At 38.9% G+C, this 17607-nt stretch carries 10 protein-coding genes and 4 pseudogenes; 11 read left to right on the forward strand and 3 right to left on the reverse strand.

Annotated features, from left to right (window positions below; genetic code table 11):
* Window positions 1–173: 173 nt before the first annotated feature.
* A complete protein-coding gene (locus FTU83_RS15155) occupies window positions 174–923 on the reverse strand; it encodes a metallophosphoesterase (RefSeq protein ID WP_180107445.1) in 750 nt (249 codons plus the stop codon).
* A 127-nt stretch (window positions 924–1050) separates the two neighbouring features.
* Window positions 1051–2126 (reverse strand): IS3 family transposase gene (locus FTU83_RS15160; protein WP_168369550.1). Its coding sequence is split into 2 segments (ribosomal slippage): window positions 1051–1874 and window positions 1874–2126, totalling 1077 coding nucleotides; the frame shifts between segments, so codons are not numbered across the junction.
* 117 nt (window positions 2127–2243) lie between these two features.
* Here FTU83_RS15160 and FTU83_RS17525 point away from each other — a divergent pair.
* From FTU83_RS17525 to FTU83_RS15205, 10 genes and pseudogenes are all read left to right on the forward strand, one after another.
* Window positions 2244–2369 (forward strand): hypothetical protein, encoded by a 126-nt coding sequence (locus FTU83_RS17525; protein ID WP_257222650.1) that lies wholly within the window; start codon window positions 2244–2246, stop codon window positions 2367–2369.
* Window positions 2370–2486: 117 nt separating this feature from the next.
* Window positions 2487–2762: a DUF1778 domain-containing protein gene (locus tag FTU83_RS15165; RefSeq protein WP_130132453.1), complete on the forward strand. Its 276-nt coding sequence runs from the start codon at window positions 2487–2489 to the stop codon at window positions 2760–2762.
* Window positions 2763–2764: 2 nt separating this feature from the next.
* Window positions 2765–3280, forward strand: a complete 516-nt coding sequence (locus FTU83_RS15170; protein WP_130132454.1) for a GNAT family N-acetyltransferase — start codon at window positions 2765–2767, stop codon at window positions 3278–3280.
* 257 nt (window positions 3281–3537) lie between these two features.
* Window positions 3538–7113: a hypothetical protein gene (locus FTU83_RS15175; protein ID WP_180107194.1), complete on the forward strand. Its 3576-nt coding sequence runs from the start codon at window positions 3538–3540 to the stop codon at window positions 7111–7113.
* A gap of 5 nt (window positions 7114–7118) precedes the next feature.
* Window positions 7119–11102, forward strand: a complete 3984-nt coding sequence (locus tag FTU83_RS15180) for a hypothetical protein (protein WP_180107196.1) — start codon at window positions 7119–7121, stop codon at window positions 11100–11102.
* A 29-nt stretch (window positions 11103–11131) separates the two neighbouring features.
* Window positions 11132–12151: an HNH endonuclease signature motif containing protein gene (locus tag FTU83_RS15185; RefSeq protein ID WP_180107200.1), complete on the forward strand. Its 1020-nt coding sequence runs from the start codon at window positions 11132–11134 to the stop codon at window positions 12149–12151.
* Window positions 12152–12271: 120 nt separating this feature from the next.
* Window positions 12272–12415, forward strand: a pseudogene (locus FTU83_RS17620) (WYL domain-containing protein); the annotation flags it as partial.
* Window positions 12416–12625: 210 nt separating this feature from the next.
* Window positions 12626–13093 (forward strand): annotated as a pseudogene (locus tag FTU83_RS17625) (RNA-guided endonuclease InsQ/TnpB family protein); the annotation flags it as partial.
* 134 nt (window positions 13094–13227) lie between these two features.
* Window positions 13228–13959 (forward strand): annotated as a pseudogene (locus tag FTU83_RS15200) (HNH endonuclease signature motif containing protein); the annotation flags it as partial.
* A 539-nt stretch (window positions 13960–14498) separates the two neighbouring features.
* Window positions 14499–15731: an ATP-binding protein gene (locus FTU83_RS15205; RefSeq protein WP_180107198.1), complete on the forward strand. Its 1233-nt coding sequence runs from the start codon at window positions 14499–14501 to the stop codon at window positions 15729–15731.
* Between the two features lie 271 nt (window positions 15732–16002).
* Here FTU83_RS15205 and FTU83_RS15210 read toward each other — a convergent pair whose 3' ends face one another.
* Window positions 16003–16332 carry a DUF4236 domain-containing protein gene (locus FTU83_RS15210; RefSeq protein ID WP_000506885.1) on the reverse strand — a complete coding sequence of 110 codons (330 nt, stop codon included), beginning with the start codon at window positions 16330–16332 and terminating at the stop codon, window positions 16003–16005.
* A gap of 257 nt (window positions 16333–16589) precedes the next feature.
* Between FTU83_RS15210 and FTU83_RS15215 the strand changes: the two are divergent.
* Window positions 16590–17525: pseudogene (locus FTU83_RS15215) on the forward strand (RNA-guided endonuclease InsQ/TnpB family protein); the annotation flags it as partial.
* Between the last annotated feature and the right edge of the window lie 82 nt (window positions 17526–17607).

The raw sequence follows: 17607 nt of genomic DNA on the forward strand, positions 1-17607 counted from the left end.
TGGAGCGACAATTGATGTAATTCGAGAATACATCCAAAACCAAGAGAGACCCGACTGAAAAGGCGTGCTATCCATCTCCATCTAAATCACAGATTATAGATGGAGAATTCCGCACATTTAGTTAAAATCGAGTTATCTGACGCTTTAAAAAAGTTTCAGAAAAATATATCTATTTAAACTTCGATGATCAAATTTTCTCTAAACCCATTTTTACCTTGCTCTGGTGGATAACCCAAAGGATTGATCACTAATCTACATCCATCGACTACAGTATCCACTGATGTATGCGTATGTCCTGCAATCCATAACTTAAAGCCTTTTACATCTAGGTCATTAATAAAATAGGGATTGAGGGCTGATGCAACAGGATGCGTACCCCAATATGGATCAAGACAAGCTAAATGAGGTGGAAAATGCGTAATAACAATCACATGATCTTGCCCTCTAAACTGCAAAATATTTTGATGATACTTTTTAAATAGTTTTATGTAGTCATCGGCGGTTATAGGTCTATTTTCATTGCTAATCATGATTTGATCAAAATCATAAATCGATTGTTCAGCATCTTTTTGGGACTGTAAAAGTACCTCAGGAGATGTAAGTGGTGAGTTGGAGCGAAAGTTCGTAAACAGCGTGCCACCTACAAATATTTTATCTTGTATTTTGATATGGTTGTCATCAAGTAGTGCATTTTTTGGGTAGTTTTCTTTCAAGAAATTCACGACTGAACTGTAGTTAGAGCTGTAGTAATCATGATTACCTAAAACAAAGATAAATTTTTTATTCAGAGATTTACATTTTTCGGCAAACTCAATTGCACCACTTAAGCGATTAGAAAAATCGCCAGCGTGAATAATGACATCAGCTTGCTCTGCTATTGAATATTTGGAATTGTGAGTATCCGATAAAACTTGCAGTTTCAATCTACTTCCTTTATTAAATCACGCTGCTTAAATATATAGAGTTTCATTGCGATCAGTTTACAGCAACTAAATATTGTAGAAATTATAAGGTAATCCTCCCATAAATAACCGAAGTTAAAAGTAGAGGTTAAGCAGCCATTAGAGGTGGCTTTCCTTTGTTAGCTTGATGTGGTCTTTCATGGTTGTAATGCCACAACCAGTTTGTTGCATAATCTTGTACTTCATCCAAAGTATCAAATAAATGCTTGCTCAGCCAACTATAACGTATGGTCCAATTATAGCGTTCAATATACGCATTCTGCTGTGGCTTACCCGGTTGAATATATTCAATACGAATACCGTGCTCAGTAGCCCAGCGCACAAATTCGTGACTGATAAATTCGGGACCATTATCGCATCGGATCACTAACGGTTTTTCTCTCCACTCCAGCAATTGATTCAACGTACGAATAACCCTGATTGTGGGCAATGAGAACCCTGCTTCAATGGCTAGGCCTTCGCGGCGGTAATCATCAATCACATTCAATAATCGAAACTTGCGACCATCGGAAAGCTGATCATGCATAAAATCTAATGACCAAACCTGATTTTCTCGGATTGGTTCTTTCAATGGTTCAGGCGCATGCCGTTTTAGTCTTCTTCTCGGTTTAATACGCAGATTCAGTGCCAACTCACAGTAAATGCGGTAAACCCGCTTGTGATTCCAGCAGCAACTCTCAACATGCCGTAAATACGAGAAGCACAAACCAAAGCCCCAATCGGAATTTTCCTCAGTGAGTTCAATGAGCTGTTCAGCAATGAGTGCATTGTCATCGCTGAGTTTGGCTTGATAGCGGTAGCAGGTTTCACTAATGCCAAATGCTTTACAAGCCAAACGAATACTAATGGCATGCTGGGCAACTGCCTGTTGTGCCATCTTACGCCGGCAAGATGGCTTTACCACTTTTTTGCCATCGCTTCCTGGATGATTTCGGCCTTTAATCGCTCTTCCGCATACATCTTTTTAAGTCTGGTATTTTCGGCTTCTAGCTCTTTCAGTCGAGCCATTAATGATGTATCCATACCACCATATTTGGCACGCCATTTATAAAAGGTAGCATTACTCATGCCGTGTTCACGGCAAAGGGTCGCTACAGGTGTGCCAGATTCTGCCTGTTTCAAGATGGACATGATCTGACTGTCAGTAAATTTAGATGTTTTCATGCAGAATCTCCTGCTCGTATCTTAAGAGAAAATTCTACTTTTAGATCCTATTATTTTTAGGGGGGATTACCGAAGTTGGTGTAACACATGTCGGTTCTTTCTATAACAATGTGAAGAATGATTACAAAGTGGATGGTGAACCGTGTCGATGCTGCCATTGGCTTTAAAAATGAGGATTGGAGTGCAAGTTTCGCCGTGAATAATCTCACGGATGAAAAATATTGGCGCTTTACTGCGAAATGAACAACTACTTGGACACGGATTCTTCTTTTACTTGAACTTGTTTGCATGTTAAAATTTAATGTACGGAAATATGCCGTACATAGTGTAATTATATTTAGAGATTAGAGGAGATAGAATATGTCTACAATTGTTCGTGAACGTATAGAAATGCGTGTTGATGTTGAAACAAAGCAATTAGCAGAACGAGCTGCTGCTGCATTAGGCTGTTCTTCATTAACTGAATTTCTTGTTCGCTTGATTCGAGATAAAGCACCGCAAATTTTACAAGAGCAAGCAAATATTGAATTAAGCAATGCTCAGTTTGACCGATTTATTGAAGTCTGTAATGCACAGTATACCGTTCCTACCCGATTAAAACAGGCTGCCCAACTTTTAGATAAAGAGGGCTTTTAAAATTGTTATTAGGAACAACTTTTGAAGTTGCAGATGCTTCGATTCATAATCTAAAAAATTTTGATTGTGGTAAGCAAAGCCTCAATGAATATCTGAGTCGATTTGCAGTTAAGAATAATGTACTTGGATTGAGTCGAACATGGGTATTACCTTGCCAATCCAATGAAAATAAAGCCCAGATTGCAGCTTATTTCACATTGGCAAGTAGTTCTGTAAGCCGTGAATCCTTACCCAAACAGTCTAAATCTTTACCTGCATACCCTATCCCTATCGTGCTATTGGCAAGGTTGGCAGTTTCTATTGATCATCAACATAAACAGCTAGGTATTAAAACTTTGGTTTATGCATTACGAACAGCATATTCCATTAATCAACATGGGCTGCCTGCTATCGGTGTAGTGATTGATGTGCTAGATGACGATGCAATGAAATTCTACCAACACGTAGGAATATTTACTCAATTTTCGGATGACCCAATGCGGTTATTTGTTCAGATGGATATAATTAATCAATTATAGGGATTGGCTCATTCCTAATTAGTATTGTTTTTTAATATTTTTTTGCCACTGATCTAAGTTTTAGTCTGTCCAAGTTAACCAATATTCTTTGTCAAAGTGTAAATGCCATTGGGTTCATAGCGATTTAAGAAATCTCTAAATAACTTATATTTACATTCTTAATTAAAAAAAATATGATCAAAGTTCAGACAGAGGATTTTGATATTTAATAAATATAAAAAGACCTCTTAGTGCCAACTTTATCATGGAAAAACTTAATGCAATTAAATAACAATGGTTCTAGTACAGAACTAAGTACACTCGCACCTAAAATAATTCTTTCCCCTTTATTAAAAGCCATGGTGGGGACTCTTAAAAACCATCAACCAGCTCATTTCTTTAATTATTATGGGCCTTCTCATAATCTGCATTTTGATGCGACCGCTTTTGTGTCTGCAGTATTTAAGCAAATCGGGACTAAAAACGACTCAAAGCCAATCTATAACATCATCAAAGATATTCAATTATTACCTGAAGATTCAAAACTTCGAATTAGTACCTTATTTGATAAGGAATCTGAAGCTAAAACTGCCCAGACCTATCGTGATTTAGACCAAGTGATGTCTGAAATTGTTCGGCAAGTACTTCAAAATGCTCCGACAGGTATGGCACTGAATTCTCTCAACCAATTCTTAGGCGATCTCAAATATTCTGATCCAGTGATTGCCAAAAATTCTCAGTATCCTATGCAAGTCAAAGGACAATCTAAAGTAGCTTCTTTGCAATATACAAACGACTTAAAAGCAAAAGATGGCGAATTACGACTTTTCACTGTTACTGAAGAAATCAGCAAACCTCAATGGGTGAAAGAGGTTTGCGAGGCAATCAAAGCCATTGTGAAGCAGTCCTACTCAGCTGGTGAAAAGATGCCATTAGAGGTTGCTGAACGTATGCAGGAAATTCTTGATGATGAATGTTCTGCTGAAAATAATGATATCCAAAATCTACTTCATTTCGTAGAAATCAAAGCACTATCACGAGCTCGTATCCGAAATTGCTTCAAAATAATGGAGATCATTGCTGATCACATTGAGAAGACTGAGCGTAACGATTTCAAGCGTGAGTCCGCTGTTTCCTATATCCGTAAAGCAATTGCTTTCTTTGAGATTTTTGGTAATCGAATTGCTCCATGGAATGAGGAAACAACGGAAACCATTAAGGACTATGGTATTGACTTTAGTGCTATCTATGGCGCTGTAGGTAAAGTTGATTTTAATGGTTTGCTGGCCTATGTTGGAGCAACAGATGCTTTGCCAATCTGGGTAAAACCAAAAATTGAAATGAATGATATTCGTCATGAGGATAAGGAAGGGCTATCTCTAAAACGTGAAGTCACTTATGCCTTTCGGGTGAATGGGGAGTTTGTTAAAGAGGAAAAAGTAAGTTCATTTAATTCTAAGTTGCAGATCAATTATAAGACAAGCAAAGGCAACCGTTCGGGTACAGATACCATGCTGACTGCTTATGAAGCTCGTCTGCATACTATCAATAAAGCATTGCTGCTGAAGGATATTGTGGATGATAAAGGTCAGCCGATTTCTGAAGAGCGATTAAGCAAAGAGTGCTCAGATCGCGTTGCTCAAGTAGAGATGTTCCAGCTCATTATGATGTACTTCGTCCTATCTGGGGCAGACATGAAGATTTCAGATTTTGAAGGGGCATTCAATAAACTGGTTGATGCATTCAAGAATCCTCAAAAAATCCGACTTAACCTTACTCGTATCTTAGACGAAAAGCTCAATACCGAAAAAATGCATGAGCGAATGGAGGTGATCACGTCTACGATCACTACAGCGCTAAAAGCGAATCTGGATTCCATCATTAGTGAGATGGAAAAGGATAGTAGTCTTAAAACTGTACTCTACATCCTTCCAAGTATTGTGAATCTAGATGTATTCAAGAGTTCAATTGGTGAAGATGCGGAACAGTTCTTTAGTATATTTAAGGGTAAAGAATCGAACTTTTACAGCTACATCTCGATAGTGGATGCTAGCCGTAAAAAGTTGGCGAAAATGAGCCAAGACGAAATCATTCGAAAGAATGATTATGCTCGTAAAGCCCTAAGCGAGATTGAGTTTAATTCCACACTGAAAATTCGAACGTTGGTACCGATTGAGAATCCTAATACCGACCTAGATCAATTTGATGTCGCTCGTAATCTGAATATTCCTTGTTTACCAGTATTGATGGTGCCGACCAACAAGAAGGTCAGCGACAATGGGCTGCCACATTTTTATCATCCTGAGAGCTTAAGTTATGACAACTTGTTATCTAAATACAAGGTCATGATTCATTATTCATCTAAGCTATTTCGATTGAGTGACTTAAAAGGCGGCCATGCTCAATTATGTTTGGATGAAAAAGAAAATGCTTTGATCATCAGTACGTCATGTTTTTCGATTGCGATTCATCTATTCCTTAAACATCTGATTAAAGAAGTAAAAAATCAACTGGGTATCGAAGAGCGCTTATATGTACCTGTAATGCGAATTGACTCAGTTGATGAACATGAGAATGAAGAAAAAGCCCAATTTCAAAGGAAATCAAAAAAGATCCAAAAAGGTGGGTTTAATCCTGAGTGTAAACGAGCGTATGCCACCGCTTATACCCTTGAGAAGTTGCTGAACAATGATGATGCTATTGTGAAGGTACAGGGCCTTAAGTATCAACCAGATCCTATGCCTTATGGTAATCAAAATGGTGAGCGAGTTTGTGCCCCGGTGAATCTCGCTATGGATAAAACAGTGACTTACCGTATTCAGGCTGCAATTGAAGCACTGTCAGGATATTCAGAAATCATCATCCCATTTGAGGGCACTAAGGACAAAATTGCCTGTATTAGTTATAACTCTCGACCTGAGAATGATGTGGAATTTAAGTATCAGCATCAGAAGGATTTGCTACTTCTTAAACCAGATTATGGCTACATCTGCTACGTCTATACACTTGAGCGTATCAACGATAAACAGGGTCGCTTATCACTACAGAAGGTCAGTCATGCCCCAGTTGCTGAAGACAATCTGAGAACAAGTAAGGCGATGCACCGTATCATCGAAAAACTGCAGTCAGATGGTTTTGAAGATGTTGTATTGCTTTCACACCATTTTGCACAGCGTAAGATCGGTAAGACTGAAACCAGCAACTTGATTCATGAAAGTGAAAGTGCTTTGGATCAACTTGATCAGTTGTTCCCGAATATGAATTTCTATCCATTCCAGTCTGATACGATCCCAGCACTGAGCTTAAAAACCAGTGATAACAGTCGTGTCTATGAGGTACCGCACCATCAGTACCATACTGCGATCATCAATCAAAAAGAATATAAACAATCCTTGTCCGTATATAGCTTTGCGACTAAACGTACTGTGGGTGTTCGTACTCAGAATGGTATTTGTTCGTATTTCTATATGCTAACCAGTCAGGAGCATTCGATTCATAACGATAAGCGAATTAGATTGCACAGTAAAATTATTGATGTGAATGATTCCAATGAAATGAAATCAATTCGCTCTGTATTGCGTGGTCTGCATTACTTTGAGTCTGAACGTCCTACAGCTGGCAAAAACTTCACTCCGGTACTTGAGCCTTCCCATATTCGTGGCACTACTGGCATTCAAGAGCTTGGTGAAGTCATAGTGTCGAGTCGTCTAAATAAAGGCGAAGTTGTCATGAGTCTGCCAGCCTTAATCGGCAAGCTCGAAGAATACGTTATTCTGATGAATGAAGACTTGATTGAGCCAATCGAGCCGTCTCCAGAGGGAGCTGAAGAAATTTTAGCGACTGATGTGGAGTAAGCGCCGTGGTGAACAATGAAGCCAAAGTTTGGGGCGAGGTTTATGAGATCGCTGTTAAACGTGGTTCGATTATGGCTTTGCTTGATGCAAAGCTATTATCAGCCAGCCATCCTGTAGTAGCAGAATGGAATAGTAAACAGATTGCTGATGTCTTTCAGGAAATGAAGGAAGCGCTATATAGCGATGTCATTAATGCCGCTATCCATGAAAATATCGAAAGCTATTTTCAGCAATTGATAAAAACTGGATTCGGGCATGGTTATACCAATACTCGTGAGTTTCTAAGAAAGATCAAGCCAAAAGGTATTGCAAGGGCTAAAACGGCGAATGCAAGACCAAATTGGAGCTTATCTGGCATCTGGTGTCCACTGACAATGCCAAATGATATAACCCAGACCATTGTAGATGACTACACAACTGAGGAAGAACATATTGCTATTAAAGCCTTCAAGGAGAAGGCGTTGGAAACATGGAATCAACAATTCAGTCTTACCCACGCTAAAATGTTTGGTAAGGGTATGTTTGGTCGTGCTGATTTCTTGGCGGTAATCAAAGTCAAAGCCAACTATCATGTGCTGGTTCAGGAATATTCATTATTTTACGTTTTAGGTGAACCAGAACAATTCAATGCCAAGGATTCTTGTACCTATTTGCAAGAGTACAAGCGTTACATCAAACATTCTGAATCGCAAAGTGTTTTCTCATACGTGAATGCAGAAGCTCAAGAGATCCCATTTAAGTTCTCAAAAAAACTACGTGAATACTTGAGAGCCTATGTCCGTAAGGAAAAAGTCCTATTTAAGATGGCGCAAGGCTGTTCGTATGCAACCACTTTTGTTGATTCTTTTAAATGGAAGTTTGAACAAGATGACATGCCAAATATTCGTCTGAGTGTGATGGCGATCACCAGCCGGGGAAGTGAATACATTTCTGCTGAATTTTCGGATAAAGATAAATCCCCAGAGCTGGAAATTATGTATCAGCTGGGCAAGGAGTATCAGGATAACGTTCTGAGTCTGGACGATATGGATGAACGTACGAAACTGCAAGTTGAGATTCTGAATTATCTGGTGAATGAACCTGTCAAAAACATCTCGGAAATCGTGTCCAAAAATATTAGCGATATTTCCTACGGTCAGGATCTTACTTTCACTATTACCGAAAGGCTTAAGGATTTTGTGAATCCTAACCAGCCACTGGCTTTAGAGTGGGTTTTTGACTTGATAGATCGGCAAGTCGATGACGAAGACCATAACCAAAAACTTAAAGAGATGGTGCTGGCTGAGTTTAAAACAATTCGTAAGGGAAAAATTGAGAATAAAACTTCATTCACCTTACGTGATTTGCATAAATCCGCCGTAGTACTGGCACTGAAGGAAAGTAAACAAGGCCAAGTGAATTTCATCTGTTTGACTGGTACGCCGGGGATTGGGAAAACATCGAGCGTTAAGACTTTGCTGGCAGATTTGGAAGGCTTTTTTTTCTTTTATACCAGTCCACGAGTGTTGATTAACGATGATGTGGTCAGTGATTTATCTAAAATATCAGCTACGATTACCAGTAACAGTGATGTGGTGACACAGGCACAGCAAATCTATTCGAAGATTCACAATACGGATTGTAAGGTGAATGCGCGTGGTGCCGCTATTGTGGGTGGTGTTGAAGATATGAAGATAGATCATGGCTCAAGTGTTCTATTGTTCAAACAAGATGAATACCGAAAGCTCAAAGACCTGGAACAGAATGCAAATGCCAATAGACGCTATGCCAATACTTCAGAATCTAAAATTACGGCAACCAATAAGAAGTTTGCCAGAGTGTTTGATTCATTAGGGGAAGCGACCCAGCAATTACTTGTATTCCATCCAGAGCTCAATAAACTGACGATGACTGTAGCAAGTCAGGCATTCATGCCATATAACACCACACCAGCTGGACCACGAAACCCAAGGGAAAACCAAAATAAAACTGTGGCAGCTTCCAGTTTGGATGGGCTGGAAAAAATGTTCCAATACAAAATCGATAAGAAGCCGACAGAGGCCAAAATCGAACGGAGAGAGTTTGCCAAAAAGTTCCCTAACATTGTGGTGATGTTTGATGAAATTACAGGGGATTCAGGTACACGTACTTTTATCAATGAGATGCTGAAATTCCTTTCCAAAAACTTCATTGAACCGTTTCAAGGTAATTCTCCATTTACGGTGACTGTGATTCTTGCAGATGCATCCCTTAGTAATGTGAATGCAATCCAAAATTACATGAAGAAACAGGACCAGTTACCAGCAAAAATGTTCATCTCTCCATCTTTGGGTAATTTCCCATTCAAGATGCAGACTGCAGATCTGGATGATGGTAACTCTGTTCGTTCTAGTATCCATATCATGGCGAATTGTTACCCGGCAAGTGATCTTAAAATCCAATATATGCTCAAGCAATACGCCGTAGTCCCTGAAACAGATGATTTTGGATTGGATAAGAACCTGACTCATCTATTTCGCCAGAAAGCTGGGGAAAGGACTCAACAGACTGCTATCGAGCTTATTCAAAAGAATCTTGAAGATGGTAAAAAGCAAGTTATCTACTTTGCTCAGGATAAAAATGCATTGGCCGCACTCAGAGATGCATTAGTCGATGAAGGAGTGGTTGGACGCTCTAAGATTGGCATTTTTGATAGCCAGTTAATGGGATACCACCGTACAGAGTTGCTGGATCGCAAAGAGACATTGCAAGTCGTACTGATTACTTCGACTGCGGCTAGGGGGATTTCATTCCCGAACTGTGATTCAATCATTGCTGCCATGCCTCGTTTCGCAATTGAAGCCTCTTTAATGGAAATCGCCCAGCTTGTTTACCGGGGACGTGGTGGATATTTGGATAAAGAGAAAAATGAGTGGGTCAACGGCGATGAACGTGATCGTTTGCTGACGATTCTGGTAGAAGATTTCTACTTGGTATCTAATGATGAAACTCAGACAGAGCTTGAATATAAAGTTAAGAGCTCATTGGATATGCTCTCAATTTTCATGCTTATTCGTGGGACTTTATACACTCGTATCACTGGGGATGCTGGCTTCAAAAAAACTCAGATCGCCATGATCCCAATTGGTGAGGTGAAGGATAAAGCCAGTGATAAACCGGGTTTAGCTTCTTTGATTAGGGATTTTATGAAGGACGTGAATAGTGTTCTTTATAAAATTGTTGCTACTGAAGGTGAGTTGGTAGGTAGGCTTAAGGCTGTGGTAGAGAAGGCCCAAACGGTTTACTCAGCAAATAAGCTCAGTTCCACCTATAGCACTAAGACCAACAAATACCGAAGTTTTTACACACCTACATTAACGCCTGAGTTAAAAGAACTTCAGTTCTACGAGAAATGGTGCCGGGATAATCATTCGCTTAAGTCCAGATTACTCACCATTAGCGATCAGGAAGATGCTTTGACCATTCCTGAAAATATCTATATCTGTGGGCCTATGATTATGGAAGATCGCTCAAACTTCGGTAACAAGGAGTCGTTTGATATTGCCAATGACAATCTCTCACAAAATTCTTTAAGGAAGTTCCTAAATGAGTTAATTGCCCTGCAGAGGGGATACCCTCAGTTGAATGCTTATAAGAACATTCAAAAGCATATCAGGGAGATCACGAATATGATTTCTTCTGTTCTTGAATCAGAAACGGATAGCTATACAAAGGAAGTTGAGCAACAGGGAATGATGTGTAAGCTCTGGGTGACGTACCCGGTAGCGGCAAACGAGCTGGTTAAACTTCAAGACAAGAGCTTTGATAAAGACTGGTTTGATGCATTGAGCTTTGAGCTGAGAGTGAGGAATGCAGAGTTTCCGGTAATGCCAGAATATCGAGATCATCCATTTCGTGGTACTCAGCAATTATCAGGGCATCCAGTGTTTGAAAGGTTATTCGAGCAGACAAATTTCATGCTTTGTCGTGAATTAAACTTGGTGAATACTTTGACTATGTTTAATGAATGATCCAAATTATATTATCTATTTAGTAGAGGATTAATGCGCATACACCTGCTGCACAAGAACAACTTAAATTCTTAAAAAATATTCAGCTGATTTTACAGTCGGGTAGTTTTAGTAGCACCTATAAATTTGCGTTGCTGATTAGCCTAAGCCGATTAGCTATTGAAAAAGGTAAAGATTCAGGTGAGAGTCTATCACTCGAATATACGGATATCGCTGAGAAGTTTATCGAGCTATATTGGAAGCAAGCAGTGCCATATACCTTTAATAATGAAGGTCAACTGATCTTAAATCAAAATAATGGTAAGCAAGCAGCGATTGTAAATCGAATCATTGGGCTTCGTCAGAGTTACTCATCCCTTGGACTGTTAAGACGAGATTCATTGGTATGGTTGAAGCTAGTTAAAGATGTCGCTCGCACTGTAAAAGACATGCCAGTCCGTTATCTGCAAAACATCAATGGTCAAAATTTTGAGTTTTTATATCAGCTTGATCGGTGTGGAAAGCAGCTCATCCTTTTGCCTCAAGTCATGTTTTGCTTACGACAGTTCAGTGAAATCATCGAAGAGCTTTGCCAGAAACGTTGGATTGACTATATCCGTAAGAACAGCAGCAATGCACCTATTTTGAATCAGTTGCCGAATCTTGAACAATTCATGTTTGAGCCGAGTAGAAACCAGTTGAATGCGGTAGCAAATGTATTGGTCGAGCTGCAAGACTGTAAATGCTTCTACTGCAGTAAACCGATGCGAAATGGCAATTACGCCGTTGATCATTTCATTCCATGGTCTATGTACCCATCGGATACAGGTCATAACTTTGTATTGGCAGATTCAAGCTGTAATTCTAAGAAAAGTAATCTACTGGCATCTGATGAATTTTTGCATAAGTGGCAAGAGCGTAATGAAGAACAGGATTTGATTATTGTGGATAGGATATCTGTGCTTGGTTTTTTAACAGATAAAGAGCGGTCACATAAGGTGGCAGAGTGGGCATATGCTCAAGGGAAAGAAAATAATTATTTAATGTGGATGGGTGAAAATAGCAAATAAATCATGGCTCCCCTGAGATTAGACTAAAAATCCAATTGCTTTAAAAATACCGTAAAAAATGTTTACTGTACATTTGCTATGGGGTAATCTTAAAACTACGATTTATTGACTGATTGGTATATGACGACAGATAAGCATGAAGTGCTTCTCAGAATGAGAGCCATTGAACTCCTTGCATACTGGGAAGGTCGTTTGGTTACCAATCGTTTGATGAGCTGGTTTGGATTGAGTCGACAGCAGGCTTCTGCGGATATCAAGCGCTATAAGGGTAAAATTCTCTCGGCCAAAATATTTAAACAAGGTGGTAAGTGGTTTGTATCAATCGCTGTCGAACTCACCCGGATCGAAAAGCTTAAACCGAAAACAGGTTTAAGTATCGGTGTTGATTTGGGTGTCTCTAATCTTGCCACCCTTTCAAATGGTGAGGTTATTCCTTCTAACGCACCACTTAAAAGATAGCTTGCAAAACTAAGACGACTCAACAAGTCTTTTAGTCGTAAGAAAAAAGGGAGTCAGAATCGAGAAAAAGCAAAAGCCAAGCTATCTCGCCTGCACTATAAAATTGCCTGTCTACGCAAGAATAATCTTCATCAAGTCATAACGGATTTGGTAACACGTTTTGATGTGATTGCGATTGAAGATTTGAATGTTAAAGGCATGTTGAGGAATCGTAAACTCGCAAGAGCTATATCCGATATGGGTTTTTATGAGTTTAAAAGGCAGTTGATTTATAAAGCCAAACAGCATGGAAAATCGGTACTTTCGGTTGGTCGATTCTTCCCAAGTAGTAAAATATGTTCGTGCTGTGGTGAATTAAATCAATCTCTCACACTTTCTGCGCGAGAGTGGAAGTGCTTAGTTTGCCAAACCATCCAAAATCGTGACGTTAATGCATCAATTAATATCCTGCGATATGCGGATAAAGATTTAATCACTGCATAAGTGGTGATTAAGGCGGTGAGTTACACCGTGACAGCCTATGGAATTGAGGTAATCCCTAAAGCAGATGCTTTAGGTTCTTGATGGTGAAGTAGGAATTAAACATCAAACCCACATTGAGTAGGTTTTAAATAACGGTTCCGAGTTTGGGCTTACATCCATACTTATATTTTTATAAGGATCAGCGTTTTCAGATTACTTCTTTTCTTGCATGGTTTTCAATTGTGTATGAAATTCATGAAAGCCGCATGCAGATTCATCATCGAAAGATTAGTTTCAAGGACTTCACCCGGGTACGCCGTAGTATTGAGTTTTTGATCGCCAATTTCCCCGTGGCGACCACCGAAACGGTCGGTAAGTTCGGCAGTGGTATCAAGGGCTATGATCGGCTACAAATTGTCTATAAAGCCTTTATTTGCTTAAGCTTGGAAATGGAGGTTGATTTTGATGATGAGAAATGCCTGAATACATTTATTCAGTCCATGTCTAAGGCCTTCAAGTACATAAACTTTAACGAGTTCTATGTCGAAAGGTTTTTGGGTGGTTATGATGATGCAGTAGTCAAGAATGTGGTGGGATATGTGGAGTCGATTAGTCCAATTTCTCGGTCAAAGCCAAAGGCCTTTTCGGCATTAACCAAGAGTCTGCTTAAGCACAATTTTGTGGTGGGTAATCATAACTTTTGCCTCATTTGTGATGGATTGATCTATCTTGATTCTACTGAATCGGATCATCGGATTGCCAAAGCCGTAGGTGGGCAAGGCGTTCTAGAGAATGGCCTGCTGGTTCATCCCATCTGTAATAGGATGAAATCAGATTTGAGCCTGGAAGAGATTAGAGCGGATTTGTTTGGTGAATTACTGTATTGAGCAGCAGAGGGGGTAAATTAATTTTCTAGAATTTATCAATGATTTAGATTTTGATATATTCAGCCAATGTGGTTGTTTTTAATTCACTTTAGAATCACAACCAGAAACTAGCTGTAGTTTCTGAATGACCGTCAAGGTCCTTAGTTTCGCCCATAGATTCCCTCTGTGGGCTTTTTTTTGATCAAAAATTGTATAGATGCTCTAAAATAAACCTTTTAGCATTTCATAAGCAATTAGGATTAAGGCTGAGACCATCAGCACAACAAAAATGAGTTCCACTCTAGTTAACATATTAATTCCTTTTACTTTTCACTTAATTTATATAGCAGTTAAGTCGCAGCATCAATGACATAACATGACATGGAAAATAATTAAAAAGACAGAATTTGGATTTTTATCAGATCTACTGTTTGCATGCTTCAACAGTAGCTTTGAATGTTTCACTTAAACTTTAAACTTTTTTTTAAATTGAATATTTTTACATCTAGGTTCTAAACTTTGATAGAATTAATTAGAACTTTAGATTCTAAGTGTAAATAATGAGAAGCGCTAATATTCGACGTGATGGCTACTTAAAATTTCTGAATACATGGCAAAACCATGATGTCATTAAAGTGCTTTCGGGTGTACGTCGCTCTGGAAAATCCACCTTGTTAGCGATGTTTCAACAAGACCTAAAAGCACAGGGTGTACAAGCCGAAAACATCATTGCCATCAACTTCGAATTTATGGAATTTGAAGAACTCACCGATTACCGTAAACTACATGATTATGTATTGTCCAAAGTTGATAAAAGTAAAAAAAATTATGTTTTTTTAGATGAAATACAACATGTTAAAAATTTTGAAAAAGTAGTCGACTCTTTATATGTTCGGGATTATATCGATTTATATATTACAGGTTCAAATGCATTCTTTCTAAGTGGAGAACTTGCGACGTTACTCACAGGACGCTATATCGAGCAACATGTTTTACCCTTGTCATTCCAAGAGTTTAAACAGTGGCATATTGAAAATAATCCGATCATCCAACAATTATCCAATCGTGATTTGTATGCCATGTACACGCGCAGTAGTTTCCCCTATACGCTTGCCATGACCAGCCAGCAGGAAACCTATGATTACTTGCAAGCGGTCTATGCCAGTGTAATGTTTAAAGATGTTATTCCCCGTTTGAATACTGCCGATATTAACTCTCTCGAGCGTGTCGCAAGATATTTGGCAAGCGTGACAGGCTCACCTATTTCCATCAATAAAATTAAAAATACCTTTGTTTCAAGTGGGGTTAAGATTTCATTTGAAACAGTAAAACGCTATATTCAGGGCTTACAGGACAGTTTGTTATTTTATAGTGCCGCACAATTTAAAGTACGCGGGCGTGAGTTATTACAATCCTCTGAAAAATACTATTTAGTTGATGTCGGATTGCGCCGGATTATGTTGCCTGATGCTAATGCTGATCAAGGTCATATCTTAGAAAATGTGATTTATCTTGAGCTTGTCAGACGAGGTTATACGGTCTATGTAGGGCGGGTTGATGAATATGAAATTGATTTTGTTGCTGTCGATACTTTACAGAATTTAACTTATTATCAGGTGGCATTAGAAACGCTCAATGAGGAGACACTCAGCCGAGAGTTACGTCCATTACAGAAAATTTCTGATTCGTATCCCAAGTATTTGCTTACCTTAGACACGATAGGGACTGAAGCGAATTATAATGGTATTGTAAAAATGAGTGCTCTCGATTGGTTGCTATCTGAAAATAAGTAAAGTTGAGGGTAGACATGGATACTCTTATTTATTAATTAAAACTCAAAGACTTTTCAGCATCATTCAAGAATGTATTCAAGCATAATTTCTGCTCCAATTGTGATGGATCGATTTACCTCGATTCGATTGAGTCAGACCATCATGATTGAGCCAGAGTTGCTTACTGAAAGTAGCGAGAATTGCGCTGGAGTTTCTGAAGGATATTAATTCCTTAGTTTGCCCATTCATCCATCTGGGCATTTTTTTTGATTAAAATACAATGCTGTTCTTGCTAAAAAATGACGGCACCCACCATAAAACACAATATTCCAAAAATAATCCAAGGCCAGATCTTTGTCTTCGGTTGTTCTAAATTCTGAGGATTATATTCCGTGTGTTCTAGCGATGTCGGTTGTGGAACACGGGTCTTTTTAGAGTAAGGTTGGTGTTTAGAGTAAGATAGTCCCGTACCTGGAATGCCGACACTGGTTCGCGTACCTTTTTTCCCAATATTTAGAGAAGCACCAGGTTTGCCAATGCTGGCACTGCTGATGCCTTTATGGGTCAGATTAATTTTAAAACCCGGGAATAATTTAATACTTTTACGAAATCTAAAACCCATATTTCTCTCATTCTAAAACTTAGCTCAATTCACGCGCTATACCAGGATCCATGATCTGCTAGAGATCGTACTTTGACGGCTATCATCAGGATACTAGTATATTTTTTATCTTTAATCGAGCGTAAGACCCCCACCGACAGTGAGGTGGTGGATATAAGCGAGTGGCGTAAGCCATAATAAAGCTAATATTTTCTTGGATATATCACCAATTTCTGATACAGTTATTTATTAATAACTCTTTCCTAAACAATGGTTTAATGAAGATTTCACAACATTGCAAGTTTAGGCTTTTGCCTAATCAAGAACAGGGAATATTGCTTAATCAAGCAATCGGTTCTGCTCGTTTTGTGTGGAATCAAATTCTCGCTAAATCATTTGAAATGTTCGCTAAAGATGAATTTATTCGCTATGAAACCATTGAGAAAAACTTAGTACCACTCAAGAAAATACCAGAGTTCTCTTTTCTTGGTGATACCTATTCAGCTTGCTTACAGCAAAAAATCCGTGATCTTGCTACAGCATGGAAGAAGTTCTATAACGCCAAAGAACAAGCGAAGTTGAAGCAAAAACCATTCAAACCTAAAAAACCAAGATTCTTTAAATTAGCTGATGGTAGCGAGGTTCAGCTTCGACCACTCATGCCACGCTTTAAGAAAAAATCTGATGGTGAGCAATCGTTTAGACTTCCGTTTCAGGATTGTGATGTTGTCGGTGATCGCGTTTCTTTGCCTAAAAAAACAGGTTGAATTAAGTTTAAAAAATCACAGGAAATTGTTGGCAAAATCACAAGTGTCACGATTAAGAAAATTTGTGGGCTTTGGTACATTTCATTTTGTACTAATCGTGAGGTCGAACAACCTATCCACCCATCAAAATCAGCCATTGGCATCGACTTGGGCGTTAAAAAGTTAATCACAACCTCTAGTGGTCAGGTATTCGACCCGATCAATAGCTTTAAAGCCAATCAGGTCAAGTTAGCTAGGCTTCAACGCAAGTTGAGAAAGAAAACCAAATTTAGTCAAAACTGGAAAAAACTGAATCTAAAGATCAATAAATTACACCATCATATTGCCAATATTCGGCATGACTACTTGCACAAAGTCACTACAACTCTCAGCAAAAACCACGCAATGATCGTAGTTGAGGACTTGACATACTCCCACCACCAAGCTAAGAGCTATGGTGGGGGAATCTTTGCGACCCATGCAATCTTAGAGATTGCACCTTTCGATACCGCACTGCGCTGACAGTATGGCGGTACAGGAACTCTTTATA

This window comes from Acinetobacter sp. YH12152 (assembly GCF_013418285.1).
GTDB lineage: Bacteria > Pseudomonadota > Gammaproteobacteria > Pseudomonadales > Moraxellaceae > Acinetobacter > Acinetobacter amyesii.